15 protein-coding genes are annotated in these 13,705 nt (G+C 72.7%); 6 read left to right on the plus strand and 9 right to left on the minus strand.

Annotated features, from left to right (window positions below):
• Positions 1-2: 2 nt before the first annotated feature.
• Together CRYAR_RS22830 and CRYAR_RS22835 are read left to right on the plus strand one after the other, a co-directional pair.
• Positions 3-893: a LysR family transcriptional regulator gene (locus CRYAR_RS22830; protein WP_035855105.1), complete on the plus strand. Its 891-nt coding sequence runs from the start codon at positions 3-5 to the stop codon at positions 891-893.
• Positions 894-945: 52 nt separating this feature from the next.
• Positions 946-1,878 carry a PaaX family transcriptional regulator gene (locus CRYAR_RS22835; protein ID WP_035855107.1) on the plus strand — a complete coding sequence of 311 codons (933 nt, stop codon included), beginning with the start codon at positions 946-948 and terminating at the stop codon, positions 1,876-1,878.
• On the opposite strand, the gene CRYAR_RS22840 is transcribed toward CRYAR_RS22835, so the two are convergent.
• Genes CRYAR_RS22840 through CRYAR_RS22855 form a run of 4 tightly spaced genes read right to left on the minus strand, consistent with a single transcriptional unit; the run spans position 1,875 to position 5,540 of the window.
• Positions 1,875-2,990 (minus strand): CapA family protein, encoded by a 1,116-nt coding sequence (locus tag CRYAR_RS22840; protein WP_035855110.1) that lies wholly within the window; start codon positions 2,988-2,990, stop codon positions 1,875-1,877. The two genes, CRYAR_RS22835 and CRYAR_RS22840, sit on opposite strands and share 4 nt — an antisense overlap.
• Complete coding sequence (locus CRYAR_RS22845; RefSeq protein ID WP_035855111.1) at positions 2,987-3,763, minus strand: amino acid ABC transporter ATP-binding protein; 777 nt, start codon at positions 3,761-3,763, stop codon at positions 2,987-2,989. Before CRYAR_RS22845 ends, CRYAR_RS22840 begins: the two co-directional genes overlap by 4 nt.
• Positions 3,760-4,626 carry an amino acid ABC transporter permease gene (locus tag CRYAR_RS22850; RefSeq protein WP_035855114.1) on the minus strand — a complete coding sequence of 289 codons (867 nt, stop codon included), beginning with the start codon at positions 4,624-4,626 and terminating at the stop codon, positions 3,760-3,762. Before CRYAR_RS22850 ends, CRYAR_RS22845 begins: the two co-directional genes overlap by 4 nt.
• Positions 4,623-5,540 carry a transporter substrate-binding domain-containing protein gene (locus tag CRYAR_RS22855; RefSeq protein ID WP_051570816.1) on the minus strand — a complete coding sequence of 306 codons (918 nt, stop codon included), beginning with the start codon at positions 5,538-5,540 and terminating at the stop codon, positions 4,623-4,625. The genes CRYAR_RS22850 and CRYAR_RS22855 overlap by 4 nt, the downstream gene beginning before the upstream one ends.
• Positions 5,541-5,710: 170 nt before the next feature.
• On the opposite strand from CRYAR_RS22855, the gene CRYAR_RS22860 reads away from it, so the two are divergent.
• Positions 5,711-6,574, plus strand: a complete 864-nt coding sequence (locus CRYAR_RS22860; RefSeq protein WP_051570817.1) for a PaaX family transcriptional regulator — start codon at positions 5,711-5,713, stop codon at positions 6,572-6,574.
• Between the two features lie 74 nt (positions 6,575-6,648).
• On the opposite strand, the gene CRYAR_RS22865 is transcribed toward CRYAR_RS22860, so the two are convergent.
• Genes CRYAR_RS22865 through CRYAR_RS22875 form a run of 3 tightly spaced genes read right to left on the minus strand, consistent with a single transcriptional unit; the run spans position 6,649 to position 8,702 of the window.
• A complete protein-coding gene (locus CRYAR_RS22865) occupies positions 6,649-7,671 on the minus strand; it encodes a uroporphyrinogen decarboxylase family protein (protein ID WP_035855117.1) in 1,023 nt (340 codons plus the stop codon).
• A gap of 9 nt (positions 7,672-7,680) precedes the next feature.
• Positions 7,681-7,956, minus strand: a complete 276-nt coding sequence (locus CRYAR_RS22870) for a DUF6295 family protein (RefSeq protein WP_035855119.1) — start codon at positions 7,954-7,956, stop codon at positions 7,681-7,683.
• Between the two features lie 2 nt (positions 7,957-7,958).
• On the minus strand, positions 7,959-8,702 hold the full coding sequence (locus CRYAR_RS22875; protein WP_035855120.1) for a dienelactone hydrolase family protein: 744 nt from the start codon (positions 8,700-8,702) through the stop codon (positions 7,959-7,961).
• 75 nt (positions 8,703-8,777) lie between these two features.
• Here CRYAR_RS22875 and CRYAR_RS22880 point away from each other — a divergent pair, with 75 nt between their 5' ends.
• Together CRYAR_RS22880 and CRYAR_RS43470 are read left to right on the plus strand one after the other, a co-directional pair.
• Positions 8,778-9,269 (plus strand): ArsR/SmtB family transcription factor, encoded by a 492-nt coding sequence (locus tag CRYAR_RS22880; protein WP_035865914.1) that lies wholly within the window; start codon positions 8,778-8,780, stop codon positions 9,267-9,269.
• Positions 9,266-10,774, plus strand: a complete 1,509-nt coding sequence (locus tag CRYAR_RS43470; protein WP_084700852.1) for a serine hydrolase domain-containing protein — start codon at positions 9,266-9,268, stop codon at positions 10,772-10,774. The genes CRYAR_RS22880 and CRYAR_RS43470 overlap by 4 nt, the downstream gene beginning before the upstream one ends.
• 68 nt (positions 10,775-10,842) lie before the next feature.
• Here the strand turns inward: CRYAR_RS43470 and CRYAR_RS22890 are convergent, their stop codons facing one another.
• The gene (locus CRYAR_RS22890) at positions 10,843-11,046 is read right to left on the minus strand and encodes a cold-shock protein (protein ID WP_035855122.1); all 204 of its coding nucleotides are present in this window, start codon (positions 11,044-11,046) and stop codon (positions 10,843-10,845) included.
• 99 nt (positions 11,047-11,145) lie between these two features.
• Positions 11,146-11,793, minus strand: coding sequence for a TetR/AcrR family transcriptional regulator (locus tag CRYAR_RS22895; RefSeq protein ID WP_157017988.1), 648 nt, complete (start codon positions 11,791-11,793; stop codon positions 11,146-11,148).
• 84 nt (positions 11,794-11,877) lie between these two features.
• Here CRYAR_RS22895 and argG point away from each other — a divergent pair, with 84 nt between their 5' ends.
• The gene (argG, locus tag CRYAR_RS22900; protein WP_035855126.1) at positions 11,878-13,359 is read left to right on the plus strand and encodes an argininosuccinate synthase; all 1,482 of its coding nucleotides are present in this window, start codon (positions 11,878-11,880) and stop codon (positions 13,357-13,359) included.
• Positions 13,360-13,705 lie beyond the last annotated feature (346 nt).

The following is a 13,705-nucleotide window of genomic DNA, read 5'->3' on the forward strand; positions in this document are numbered from 1 at the left end:
GAATGGACCGCCGTCAGCTGGAGTACTTCCTCGCCATCGTCCAGACCGGCGGCTTCACCAGCGCCGGCCGGCGCCTGCGCGTCGCCCAGCCCTCGCTCTCCCAGGCGATCCGCGCCCTCGAACGCGACCTCGGCACCCCGCTCTTCGACCGCCTCGGCCGCGGCGTCGGCCTCACCGCCGCCGGGGAGGCCCTGGTCCGCCCGGCCAAACAGGTGCTGCGCGACTTCGCGACCGCCCGCGCGTCGGTGGAGAGCGTGCTCGGCCTCACCGGCGGACGGCTCGACATCGTCGCGCTCACCACGCTCGCCGTGGACCCGCTGGCCGCGCTCATCGGCCGCTTCCGCGCCGCCCACGAGCGCGTCGACGTGCGGGTCACCGACCCCGAGCTCGACGACGCGGTCACCGGCATGGTGCTCGAGGGCGACTGCGAGCTCGGCCTGGCCGAGTCACCCGGCGGCGTCGAGGGGCTGGATCACCTGCGCCTGCGCGATCAGGAGTTCTTCGCCGTGCTCCCCCCGGGCTCGGCGATCGACGTGGCCCGCCCGATCGAGGTGGCCGAGCTCGCCACCTGGGCGCTGGTGTCCACGCCGGAGGGCACCGCGATGCGCACGCTCGTCGACCGCGAACTCGGCCGGTGCGGCACCGCGCCCCGCATCGCGGTCGAGACCACCCACCGCGCCGCGATCGTCCCCCTGGTCCTGGCCGGAGCGGGCGCGACCGTCTTACCCCCACGCCTGGCCGAGGACGCCGCCGGTCGCGGCGCCGTCGTCGTGCCGACCACCCCCCGCCTCGTCCACGGCGCGGTCATGATGTGGCGCAGCGGCCAGCTCTCCCCGGCCGCCCGCGCCTTCGTCGACCTGACCCGCCTGGACGGGACCGCGCTCCCCACCTGACCGGACGAACGAGGGCTCGCTGCTCGGGCCGGGCGACGAATAAGCTGCCGGTATGGCTCCCGAACCGACGCCGGCCGAGGTGCTCGTCCTCCGACGGGCGCTGGAGGGGTCGGTGCTGCCGCGTCACCAGGCCGGCGGTTCGCCGCAGCGTTTACTCACCAGCCTGCTCGGTGAGCACTGGCTCGACGTGGACGCCGCGGTGCCGCTCGGGGTGCTCATCGACCTGGTCGCGGAGTTCGGCATCAGCGAGACCAGCGCGCGAGCCACCGCGAACCGGCTGGTCAAGCGGGGTGTGCTGGAGGCGGGCAAAGTCGGGCGACACGCCTACTACCGGCTGTCGGACACCGGCCGGCAGGACATCCGGCACAAGACCGGTACCGTGCTGGGCTTCGGCCCGTCGGCCCGCCCCTGGGACGGCCGGTGGACGCTCGCCGCGTTCAGCGTCCCCGAGGAGCAGCGCCGGTTGCGTCACCAGTTGCGCAGCTACCTGCGCTGGCTCGGGTTCGCGCCGCTCTTCGACGGACTCTGGATCTCCCCGCACGCCGGGCTCGACGCGCTCCGCGAGGTGTTCCAGGCCGTCGGCGTCGACAACCTGAGCGCGTTCCGGGTCGTGGAGACCGCGGTGGGGTGCGCACCGCTGACCGCGTGGGACCTGACCGAGATCCAGGCCGCCTACCAGACCTTCGTCAAGGACCACGGCGCACTGCCCGAACAGCTCCAAGCCGGGTCGGTGACGCCGGCCGCGGCGCTCGTGCAGCGCACCCACCTGCTCGAGACCTGGCGGATCTTCCCCGGCCTCGACCCCGACCTGCCGGCCGAGCTGCTGCCGGAGGACTGGCCCCGCCCGGCGGCCCACGCGCTGTTCAGCGAGCTCTACGACGGGCTCGGGGAGTTGGCGACGCTCCGCTTCCGGCAGATCGTCGCCAACCACGAACCCGACCTCGCCCCGCTCGTCGGCCACCACACGGTGGCCAGCTGGGCCTAGCCCACGGCGGGCAGCGTGATCAGGCCTTCCTCCCGGCGGAACTCCGTGTCGAGGCCGGCGCGGCGGGTGATGTCCTCGATGTAGTCGGCGACCCGGTCGTCGGTCGCGGGCCGGGGCACGGCCTCGTCGTCGATCCGGAACGGGATCAGCCCGGCGGAGACGAGCCGGCCGTCGTCGGCGAACGTGCACGTCGCGAGCGCGGTGTTCCGGCTCTCGGGATGGAACGGGTACGTGGGCATGGCCGGGTCGGGCGCGAAGCCGAACAGCTCCACCCGCTTCTTCGCCCAGGCGGTGCGCTCGGCGCTCTCGCCGCCGGTCGGGTTGAGCGCCTGGGTGACCGTGACGAAGTTGCCGAGCCCGTGGTAGATCGGCGCACCCCGGTAGATCTCGACGCCGCGCATGATGTGCGCGTGGTGGGCGATCACCACCGACGCCCCGGCGTCGACCGCGGCCCGCGCGACCTGCGGCTCGTACATCTCGATCTTGGCCGGGGTGTGCCCGACGCCCTTGTGGAGCGCGACCACGACCGCATCGGCCTGCTCGCGGGCGGCGCGCACGTCGGCGGCCATCGCGTCCAGGCTCGCCGGGTCGGCGAACGTGAAGATCTCCGGCGGGCCGCCCGGGCTGGCGTGGTCCAGCTCGTAGTGCGTGAGCACCCGGACGTAGGCGCAGCCGGCCTTCTGGCTGCGTGCCCACGAGTCGCGCGGCCCGACGCAGTTGTAGCTGAGCACCGCGATCGTCGGGCCGGCGGTGGTGACCACGGCCGGGGTCCGCGCCTCGACCAGGTTCGCTCCGGCGCCCGCGGTCACCAGCCCGGCGTCCCGGCAGGCGGCGATCGTGTCGAGCACGCCCTGCTCACCGACGTCGAACACGTGGTTGCCGGCGAGCGTGGCGACGGTGAACCCGGCCGCGCCGAGCGCCTTGAGGTGCGCCGGGTCGGCCGGCGGCGCGGGCACGTCGGTGGAGAGCTGCGCGGTCGACGTGCTGTGCGGCACCTCGACGTGCCCGACCACGACGTCGGCGCCGCGCAGGATCTCGCGCGAGCCGTCGAAGAACGAGTCCGGGTCGGGCTCGTCGAGAACGAGGTCTCCGGTGGCGAGCAGGGTGGTCATCGGGCGGCTCCCAATCTGAAGCGGGCGAGGAACTCACGCAGCCGGGGTGTCTGGGGATCAGTGAACAGCTCGGCGGGCGGACCGGTCTCGACGACCCGCCCCCCGGCCAGGAAAACGACGCGGTCGGCGACGTCGCGGGCGAACGCCATCTCGTGCGTGACCAGCAGCATCGTCGTACCGGCCGCGGCCAGGTCGCGGACGACCCTGAGCACCTCGTCGACGAGCTCCGGGTCCAGCGCGCTGGTCGGCTCGTCGAACAGCATGATCCGGGGGCGGGTGGCCATCGCCCGCGCGATCGCGACCCGCTGCTGCTGCCCGCCGGAGAGCTGCCGCGGGTACTTCTCGGCGTGGTCGGAGAGCCCCATCGTGGCCAGCAGCTCATCGGCCCGGGCGACGGCCTCGGCCCGCGGTACGCCGTGCACGAGCACCGGCGGGTCGACGACGTTCTGGCGCACCGTGCGGTGCCCGAACAGGTTGAACTGCTGGAAGACCATGCCCATCCGGCGACGCTGGGCCGCGACCGCCTTCTCCGGCAGCACCCGCAGGTGGGAGCCGGTGCGTTTGCGGCCGAGCAGCTCACCGTCGAGGTACATCGCGCCGTCGTCGATCGCCTCGAGCTGGTGCACGCAGCGCACCAGCGTCGACTTGCCGGAGCCGGAGGGGCCGATGACCGCGACGACCTCACCGGCGTCCACGTCGAGGTCGACGCCGTCGAGCGCGACGTGGTCGCCGTAGCGTTTGCGCAGGCCGCGGACCTCCAGGACCCGGGTCACCGGTGCGCTCCCCGGCCGAAGTACCTCTCCAGGCGCTGCTGGCCGAGGCTGAACAGCGAGACGACGACCAGGTACCAGAGCACCGCGACGATCAGCAGCGGCACGACCTGGTAGGTGCGGCCGTAGATCGTCTGCACCGAGTACAGCAGGTCGGCCATCGCGATGACGCTCACCAGCGAGGTGCCCTTGAGAACGGTGATGAACTGGCTGCCGGTGGGCGGGATGATCGTGCGCATGGCCTGCGGCAGCACCACCCGGAAGAAGATCTGGCGGCCGCGGTACCCGAGCGACTTCGCGGCCTCGGTCTGGCCCCCGTCGACGCCGAGCAGGCCGCCGCGCACGATCTCGGCCAGGTACGCGGCCTCGTTGAGCCCGAGCCCGAGCACCGCGGCGGTCACCGGGGTGATCAGGTCGTTGCTCGACCAGCTCGCGAACTCCGGCCCGAACGGGACGCCGACCGAGATCCGCGGCAGCAGGTAACCGAGGTTGAACCAGAAGATCAGCTGCACGAGCGGCGGGATGGACCGGAACACGGTCACGTAGGCGGTGCCGGCCCAGCGCAGCGGCGCGAACATCGAGAGGCGGCAGGCCGCGATCGTCGTGCCGAGCACCAGCCCGACCAGCATCGCGGCGACCGCCAGCAGGATCGTGGTGCCCAGCCCGCGCAGCACCGAGGCGTCGAACAGGTACTGCCCGACGACGCCCCACTCGAACGCCTCGTTGAACACGAGGAACCGCCCGAGCTGGGCGGCCAGCACGACCAGGACGGCGCCGAGGACCCAGTGGCCCCACCGCACGTGGCCCTTCGCGTGGGCGGCGTAGTCGGTGGGGTCCGCGCGGTCGGGGGCGGTCACGGTGGTCACGACTTCGCGGCCACGTTCAGCGCCGGGGCGTCCACCGCGACGTCGGTGAGGCCGTAGCTCTTCATGATCGTGTCGTACGTGCCGGTCTCGAAGAGGACCGTGAACGCGTCGAGCAGCACCGGTCCGAGCCCGCCGGTCTTCGGCGCGAGCAGCGCCAGCGCGTCGACGCCGGCGCCCTGCTCGTCGCTCTGCAGCACGTAGCCGTACTGGCCCTTCGCGGCGTTGCGGATGTCGAGCGCACCGGCCTGGGTGGCGCCGAGCGCGTCGGCCCGGCCCGAGCGCACCGCGAGGATCGTCGCGTTGGTGTCGGCGAGCGGCTGACCCTTGACCGCCGGCGCGCCCGACGTGCCGCACCAGGTCGAGAGGGCCTTGAGCTGACCCTCGACGATGCTGCCGGAGACGTACGCGACGGTGCGGCCGCACAGGTCGGCGGCCTTCTTGACGTCGGAGTCCTGTTTGAACAGGTACGCCGTCCGCGAGGTCATGTAGACGACGTTGTCGAAGTCCTTCTCGCGTTCCGGCGTGTCCTTCACCGGCCCGTTGAACGCGTCGAACCGGCCGGCCTTCATACCGGTGAGCGCGGCGGGCAGACCGGCGATCACCTCGATCCGGGTCTTGACGCCGAGCACGGCCCCGAGGGCCTTCTGCAGCTCCGGGTCGAACCCGGTGACCGTGCCGTCCTGGGCCACGACCCGGTACGGCGGGTGCGGGTCGCCGGCGAAGACGATCTCGCCCTTGTCCTGGATCGCTTGCGGCAGTTTGTCGTGGAGTTCCTTCCGGAACAGGGCCTTGGCGTCGACCGAGGGGGCTTTGGATCCTGGCTCACCGGTGTCGGAGCCGCCGCCGCAGGCCGACAGCGCCAGCACGACGACTCCCAGCGCCCCGGCCAGGGCGGACCTCGCTAACGTCAACATCTCTGACCCCTCTGTCATTGAGACGGATTATCTGACGCGCGCCAGGACGACTGTCACGCGTCGAGGTGCTGAGTGTCGTACGCCGCACCCCCTCCGCGTCAAGAGATCGGCCGGAATCGAGCGCCTAGAGTGCTCATGTGACAGTTTTTTCGCCGAACGCCCGATCAAGCGTGCTTCCACGCGCGCGCGTCGGCGCCAATCCGCAGCACCTGCTGGTGACGCTGCTCGGTGACTTCTGGCTCGACGAGGACGCCGAGGTGCCGCTCGGGGCCGTCGTCGAGATGATGGCCGCGTTCGGGACGTCGACCGCGAGCGCGCGGCGGGCGATCTCCCGGCTGGCCGACCGCGGGACCGTGCTGAGCACGCGCACGGGCCGGCGCGCCCGGCTGCGCCTCTCCCCCGCCGCGCGCGCGAGCGTCCGCGAGGCCGCCGGGCGCATCATGCGCTTCGGCCGGCCCGGCGACGACTGGGACGGGCACTGGACGCTCGTCGCGTTCAGCGTGCCGGAGGAGCGGCGCCAGGTGCGTCACCAGGTCCGTACCGCGCTGCGCTGGCTCGGGTTCGGCGCTCTGTTCGACGGTGTCTGGATCTCACCGCGGACGTCGGTCACCGCGGTCGAGGACGCCCTGCGTGGGCACGCGCTGGACGCGATGTCGATCTTCCGGGTCGAGACGGTGGGGTCGCCGCCGCTGGAGGCCTGGCCGCTGGCGGGCGCCGAGGCCGCCTACCTCGACGTGCTCGCGACGTACCGGCCGATCCGCGACCGGGTGCGTGCGGGCGCGGTCGGCGGGGCCGAGGCGCTCGTCGCGCGGGTACGCCTGATGGACGCGTGGCGGCGGATCCCGGCGCTGGACCCCGGGTTGCCGGACCCGCTGCTCCCGAAGTCCTGGCCCCGCGCCGCCGGGTACGCGCTGTTCGCCGAGGTGTACGACACGCTCGGCCCGCTGGCCGAGTACCGCGCCCGGCAGGTCGTCACCCAGCACGACCCGGACCTGGCCACGGTCGCCCGCCACCACGCCTCGGCGGACTGGTGAACCCGCGGGCTACCGGAGCGCGGTCGTGATCAGCAGCGCGCCGACCGGCAGCAGCAGCCCGACAGATCGGCCGGTCAGGCGAGCTCGGCGCGGAGGATCGCGGAGGCCTCGGCGAGAGCGCGCATCTTGCCCTGGGCGGACTCGCGGGGCAGGTACTTCATGCCGCAGTCGGTGGAGAGCACGATGCGCTCGGGCGGGACGTAGGCGAACGCCCGGCGCACCCGGTCGGCCACGACCCGCGCGGACTCCACCTCGTGGGTCGACAGGTCGATCACGCCGAGGATGATCGTCTTGCCGGCCAGGTCGGCCAGGACACCGAGGTCGAGCTTCGACTGCGCGGTCTCGATCGAGATCTGGTCGGCGGTGCACGCGGCCAGCTCGGGCAGGAACGAGTACCCGGCCGGCCGCTCGTGCACCAGCGCCGCGTACCCGAAGCACAGGTGCACGGCCGTGGTGCCGACGACGCCCTCGAGCGCGCGGTTGAGCGCTCTGACGCCGAACTCGCGGGCGATCTCGGGGCGGGCCTGCAGCCACGGCTCGTCGATCTGGACGATGTCCGCGCCCGCGGCGTGCAGGTCCTTGATCTCCGCGTTCACCGCGGCCGCGAGGTCCATCGCCGCGGACTCGGCGTCGGGGTAGTGGTCGTTCTGGGCCTGCTGCGACATCGTGAACGGCCCGGGCACGGTCATCTTGACGATCTTGTCGGTGTGCGCGCGCAGGAAGCGCACGTCCTCGACCTGGATCGGCGCCGGCCGGCTGATCGGCCCGGCGAGCCGCGGGACCGGGTACGGCTCGCCGTTGCGGTTGATCGTCGAGCCCGGGTTGTCGATGTCGACGCCCTCGAGCGCGGTCGCGAAGTGGTTCGAGTAGCTCTCCCGGCGCATCTCGCCATCGGTGACGATGTCGAGCCCGGCCTCCTCCTGGGCCCGGACGGCCACCAGCGTCGCGTCGTCCTGGGCCTCGGCGAGCTGGTCGGGCGCGACCCGCCACAGCTCCTTCGCCCGCACCCGCGGGGGCATCCGGCCGGCCAGCTTGGACCGGTCGATCAGCCATTCGGGCTGCGGGAGACTACCGACCACCGACGACGCGAGCAGCATGGCCCGAACTTACGCCAGGCTCTCCTCGATCAATCCGGGTGGGGCCGCGTCGAGCATCGCGAGGATCGACTCGGCGAGGCGGCGGGCCGCCGCCGGATCGAGTTCCACCGCCACCCGGGCCGCGGCGCCGCGCTGCGGGTTGCGGAAGTCGATGTTGAGCGTGTGGGCCTGCGGCGCGGACACCGGGTGGTCGAAGTACACGGTGGCGTCGGTGAGCGGGAACCAGCCTTCGCGGCCCTTGCCGGCGCCGCTGATCGCCAGCGTCGCGGTCTCGTAGGTGCACATCGTCAGGCCCCCAGGTGCTCGCCGAAGAAGGTGTGGATCCGCTGCCAGCCGTCCACCGCGACCTCCGGCCGGTAGGAGGGGCGGTCGGTCGAGAAGAACGCGTGGCCGGCGCCGTCGTAGCGGTGGAACTCGTAGGGCTTGCCGGCGTCCTTGAGGGCCTGCTCGAGCTCGTCGACGTGCTCCGGGCTCGGGTACTTGTCGTCGTTGCCGAACAGGCCCAGCAGCGGAGCGCGCAGCTCCGGCGTCCGCGCCACGAGCGGGCCGACCCGCAGCGGGAACCCGTCCGGCGGCGTCCCGACCACGAACGCGCCGTAGCAGTCGACGGCCGCGTCGACGTCGACGCTCAGCGCGGCCAGGAACGACTGCCGTCCGCCCGAGCAGTAGCCGATCGTGCCGACCCTGCCGTTCGACCCGGGCAACGCGCGCAGGTGGGCGACCGCACCGGCCGCGTCGCCGACGAACCGCTCGTCGGGCACACCGCCGTTCGCCCTGGCCACCGCGGCCGCGTCGTCCGGCTCGGCGCCGGGCGCCTCCCGGCTGTAGAGGTTCGGGCAGATCGCGGCGTAGCCCAGCGCGGCGAAGCGCCGGGTGATCTCCTTCGTCGCCGCGTCGTACCCGGGCAAGTGGTGGATGACGACGACGCCGCCGCGCGGACCGTCGTCCGCCGGGAGCGCCAGGTAGGCCTCGATGTCGTCACCGTTCGCACCCTCGATGCGCACGGTGTCCGCTCGCAGATCGCCGATCAACGGAATCTCCTTCGTCGGTTGCTGCGACCAACCCTATCGTTGGACGTAATTACGTAGTTGCGTAATAATGGAGTGGTGACCGATGAACCGCTAGCCGATCGGGTAGCCGCGCTGGAGCGCCGGCTGGATGCGCTGGAAAGCGCCGGTGCGGGGCCGTCCCCCGTCCCGGACGACGTCTTCTGGGCCCTGGAAGGCCTGAAGGCACGCTCCGACAACGCCGTGCTGTTCACCGGGACGGTCGCCCTGCCCAGCGGCGAGCAGTACGACTGGCAGTACGGCACGCCCGTGCCCGACCTGCTGGAGGCGGACTGGTCGGCGTGGGCCGACCGGCTCGCCGCCCTGGGTCACCCGGTGCGCCTCCGGTTGCTCCACCGGATCCTCTCCGGCGCACGCACCACCGCGGAGCTGGCCGACGACGAGGAACTGGGCACGACCGGCCAGCTCTACCACCACCTCCGCCACCTGGTCGCGGCCGGCTGGCTGCGGTCGGCGGCCCGCGGACGCTACGCCGTGCCGCCGGAACGGGTGGTGCCCCTGCTCGTCATCCTCTCGGGAGTACGGACATGACCACTACCGTCACCCCAACCCCTCGTCCCGCGCGGGTGCCCCGGCGCACCGCGCTGATCGGCGCCGTCGTCGCGGTCGCGGTCGCGGCGCTCGCGTTCCTGGTGGGGCCGGCGCCCAACCGGCTGCCGGACACCCACCGCGGCGACGACGCGCTCGCCGAGCGGGTGCTCGACGTCGTCGGCGACGAGACCGGCGGCTACCGCGGCCTCGCCGTCGCGCGTGTCGACCGGGCGGGCGCCGTGACCACGCTCGTCGGCGACGACGCCGGTGGACCCCGGTTCGAGATCGGCTCGGTGGGCAAGGTGTTCACCGGCATGCTGCTCGCGGACCTGGTCGCCTCGGGCGAGGTCCGCGCCGACGAGACACTGCGGACCGTCTTCGCGGATCGGGAGTTCGCCGACCCCGAGGTCGGCGACGTGACGCTCGCCGAGCTCGCGAGCCACCGGTCCGGGCTCCCCCGGCTGGGCGGCGGCCCCGGCGCCCTCCTGACCAACGCCTGGACCAACCTCACCGGCGGCGACCCGTACGGCCAGAGCGTCGAGGACCTGCTGCGTGAAGCCTCCGCGACCTCGGTCGGCGGCGGACGCGGCGAGGTGCACTACTCCAACCTGGGAGTGGCGCTGCTCGGCCAGGCGCTGGCCGAGCGCAGCGGCACGCCGTACCCGCGGCTGGTCACCGAGCGGATCCTGCGTCCACTCGGGATGTCGGAGACGACGATCGGCGCCCCCGCCACCGGCCAGTGGGCCGAGGGCGCCACCGCGTCCGGCCGCCGCACCGCCGGCTGGACCGGCGCCGGGTACGCCCCGGCCGGCATCGGCGTCCGCTCGACCGCGGCCGATCTGGCGAAGCTCGTCGCCGCGACGATGAACGGCACCGCACCCGGCGCCGACGCGACCACCCCGCGCTGGGCCGACGGGGACGACCGGCGCGTCGGCTACGCGTGGTTCACCGATCGCGCCGACGGCCGCGACCTCACCTGGCACAACGGCGGCACCGGCGGCTTCCGGTCCTACGTCGGCCACGACCGCGCGGCGGGCGAGGGCGTCGTCGTGCTCGGCAACACCGACCGGGACGTCGAGTGGATCGGGATCCGCCTGCTGGGCGCCGACGCCGAGCCCTCGGACACCGCGCCGGTGACCTGGCAGTGGGCGGTGACGATCGTCCTCGTGCTGTACCTGGCGCTGACGCTGCCGTTCCTGGCGATCGCCCGGCCCGGGGAGGCGCCCTGGTACCGGTCGGCGCCCGACCGCCTGCGCGTGGTGCAGTCGGCGCTCGCGGCCGTCGCGGTGGCACTCATCGCGTTCCGGCTCGGCGACTGGCTCACGATCCCGCCGGTGTTCTGGTCGCTCGGCGTCGGCGCGGCGGCCGGTGGCGCGGTGGTTCTCGCGCTGCGGTGGCGTGCGCTGCCGCGGCGAGCCGGCGGCATCGCCTGGGTGCGGTGGCTCGGTGCGGTGTCGTCGGTCGCGGCGAGCGTCGTCGTGACGCTGCTTCTGGTTCTGGCCTGACCGACGACACAGGGCCCGTGTCCGGCACGAATGCCGGGCACGGGCCCTGAGTGTTTAGCGAAGTCTAGTTACAGCGGCGTGATGTTCGACGCCTGCGGGCCCTTCTGGCCCTGCGTGATGTCGAACTCGACGGACTGACCGTCGGTCAGCTCCTTGTAGCCCTGTCCCTGGATCGCCGAGTAGTGGGCGAAGACGTCAGGTCCGCCTCCATCCGGGGCGATGAACCCGAATCCCTTCTCCGAGTTGAACCACTTCACGGTGCCAGTAGCCATGCTTTGTAATCCTCCGAAAAAAAACCTCACGCCCCGAACGGGGACGCCACCTTCAGCTTTCCCCATCTGTCAAGCCAATGGGTGAAGGCACGCCGAAGGTTACGCCGGTCTACGCGGTGGGCGCCACTCCTGAGCGACACGATTCAAAATTTCTACGTCAGGTGACGCGCCGGGCAGCGGGCCGCACCCGCTCCGCAGCCCGTCGAGCGCCACCGCGAGGTAGCGCCGCCACAGCCCCGGAGCGACGTGTTCGGAGTACTCCAGCACCGCCGCGATCATGAACTGCAGCATCACCAGATCGCCACCCTCGACGCCGGGCCGCAGCACACCGGCCGCGTGCGCACGGGCCACCAGGTCGTCGATCTCCGGCTCCAGCCGCACCCGCGCCTGCTCGACGTGCTCGTGCCCGTAGACCCGGCTGAACACGACGTCGCGCAGGCCCCGGTCGGCCGCCATGTCCTCGGCCGAGGCCTCGGCGAAGCAGACGAGCCCGGCCCACGGATCGGGGTTACCGCGCGCCGCCGCGGCGAGCGCGACCATCCGTTCGAGCCGCTCGGCGAACAACGCCTCGACGAGCAGCTCCCGGCTCGGGTACCGCCGGTAGACCGTGCCCACGCCCAGGCCGGCGTGGTGCGCGATGTCGTCGAGCGTCACGTCGACGCCCCGCGCGGCGAAGACCTCGCGGGCGGCGGCCAGGATGCGCTGCCGGTTGCGCTCGGCGTCGCGCCGCAGCGGCCGGTCGGGCATGGTGGTCACCCTAGCGACCCGGCGGAGCATCCATCCCGGAACCGGGGTTGCATGATCATGCACCCCTACGCATATACTTGCTTCGTGTCCAAGGTGCTGACCTCTCTCCCTGTTGGCGAACGCGTCGGAATCGCTTTCTCCGGCGGCCTCGATACCTCGGTGGCCGTCGCGTGGATGCGTGAGAAAGGCGCGGTGCCGTGCACCTACACCGCCGACATCGGGCAGTACGACGAGCCCGACATCGCGTCGGTGCCCAGCCGTGCCGGCACCTACGGCGCCGAGATCGCGCGCCTCGTCGACTGCCGTGAAGCGCTCGTCGAGGAAGGCCTCGCCGCCCTCGCCTGCGGCGCGTTCCACATCCGCTCCGGCGGCCGGGCCTACTTCAACACGACCCCGCTCGGCCGCGCCGTCACCGGCACGCTGCTCGTCCGCGCGATGCTGGAGGACGGCGTCCAGATCTGGGGCGACGGCTCCACGTTCAAGGGCAACGACATCGAGCGGTTCTACCGCTACGGCCTGCTCGCCAACCCGTCGCTGCGGATCTACAAGCCCTGGCTCGACGCCGACTTCGTGACCGAACTGGGCGGCCGCACCGAGATGTCGCAGTGGCTGCTCGCCCGCGATCTCCCGTACCGCTCGAGCGTCGAGAAGGCCTACTCCACCGACGCGAACATCTGGGGCGCCACCCACGAGGCGAAGTCGCTCGAACACCTCGACACCGGCATCGAGATCGTCGAGCCGATCATGGGCGTGCGCTTCTGGGACGCCGACATCGAGATCGCCCCCGAGGACGTCACGATCGGGTTCGAGCAGGGCCGGCCGGTCACGATCAACGGCAAGGAGTTCGCGTCCGCGGTCGACCTGGTGCTCGAGGCCAACGCGATCGGCGGACGCCACGGCCTGGGCATGTCCGACCAGATCGAGAACCGCATCATCGAGGCCAAGAGCCGTGGCATCTACGAGGCGCCCGGCATGGCCCTGCTGCACGCCGCGTACGAGCGGCTAGTCAACGCGGTCCACAACGAGGACACGCTCACCGCGTACCACGTGGAGGGCCGCCGCCTCGGCCGGCTCATGTACGAGGGCCGGTGGCTCGACCCGCAGGCGCTGATGCTGCGCGAGTCCCTCCAGCGGTGGGTCGGGTCCGCGGTCACCGGCCAGGTCACGCTGCGCCTGCGGCGCGGCGAGGACTACACGATCATCGACACCACCGGCCCGGCGTTCAGCTACCACCCCGACAAGCTGTCGATGGAACGCACCGAGGACGCCGCGTTCGGCCCGGTCGACCGCATCGGCCAGCTGACCATGCGCAACCTCGACATCGCCGACTCGCGCGCCCGGCTCGAGCAGTACGTCGGCCTGGGCATCGTCGGTGCCGTGCCCGCCCAGGGCGACCGGCCGACCCTGACCGGCGCGGCCCAGGCCGCCTCCACCGGCCTCATCGGCGCGATGTCCGAGGGCGGCGCCCAGGCCATCGCCGCCGGCGGGGCTCGCACCCGCCGCAGCGAGGTCCTGGGCGATGACGAGCTGCTCGACCTGGCCGCCCTGGAATCCGGCACGGACTGAGCGGGCGGCCCGCTCGGGGCGGCGGTATCGCCCTGAGCGGGTTCCGGTTCAGGCGCTCGCGCCTGGGCGGCGCTCGACATGCTCGGTGCTCGCGGCTGGCCGCGCTTCACGCGGTTGGGTGCTTGGGTTTGGCGGGCGCCGGATGCCGGGGGTTGGCGGTGCACGAGGGCTTCGGGTGGGCGGTGCGCGACGGGCCCGGATGCCCTCCCCTGGCGGCGTACCACGGGCTCGGATGCGTGGTGCCGCTGCCGTGCGCGCCGGGCCGGGGACGCTCGCCGCTGACGGCGCACAACGGGCCGGGGACGCTCGCCGCTAACGGCGCACAACGGGCCGGGGACGCTCGCCG

The organism is Cryptosporangium arvum DSM 44712 (assembly GCF_000585375.1).
Classification (GTDB): domain Bacteria; phylum Actinomycetota; class Actinomycetes; order Mycobacteriales; family Cryptosporangiaceae; genus Cryptosporangium; species Cryptosporangium arvum.

What these genes read in the sequence shown, in the direction of transcription:
- CRYAR_RS22830 (WP_035855105.1), top strand. Translation starts at nt 3, where the DNA reads ATGGACCGCCGTCAGCTGGAGTACTTCCTCGCCATCGTCCAGACCGGC.
- CRYAR_RS22835 (WP_035855107.1), top strand. Translation starts at nt 946, where the DNA reads ATGGCTCCCGAACCGACGCCGGCCGAGGTGCTCGTCCTCCGACGGGCG.
- CRYAR_RS22840 (WP_035855110.1), bottom strand. Translation starts at nt 2,990, where the DNA reads ATGACCACCCTGCTCGCCACCGGAGACCTCGTTCTCGACGAGCCCGAC.
- CRYAR_RS22855 (WP_051570816.1), bottom strand. Translation starts at nt 5,540, where the DNA reads ATGTTGACGTTAGCGAGGTCCGCCCTGGCCGGGGCGCTGGGAGTCGTC.
- CRYAR_RS22865 (WP_035855117.1), bottom strand. Translation starts at nt 7,671, where the DNA reads ATGCTGCTCGCGTCGTCGGTGGTCGGTAGTCTCCCGCAGCCCGAATGG.
- CRYAR_RS22870 (WP_035855119.1), bottom strand. Translation starts at nt 7,956, where the DNA reads ATGTGCACCTACGAGACCGCGACGCTGGCGATCAGCGGCGCCGGCAAG.
- CRYAR_RS43470 (WP_084700852.1), top strand. Translation starts at nt 9,266, where the DNA reads ATGACCACTACCGTCACCCCAACCCCTCGTCCCGCGCGGGTGCCCCGG.
- CRYAR_RS22890 (WP_035855122.1), bottom strand. Translation starts at nt 11,046, where the DNA reads ATGGCTACTGGCACCGTGAAGTGGTTCAACTCGGAGAAGGGATTCGGG.
- CRYAR_RS22895 (WP_157017988.1), bottom strand. Translation starts at nt 11,793, where the DNA reads ATGCCCGACCGGCCGCTGCGGCGCGACGCCGAGCGCAACCGGCAGCGC.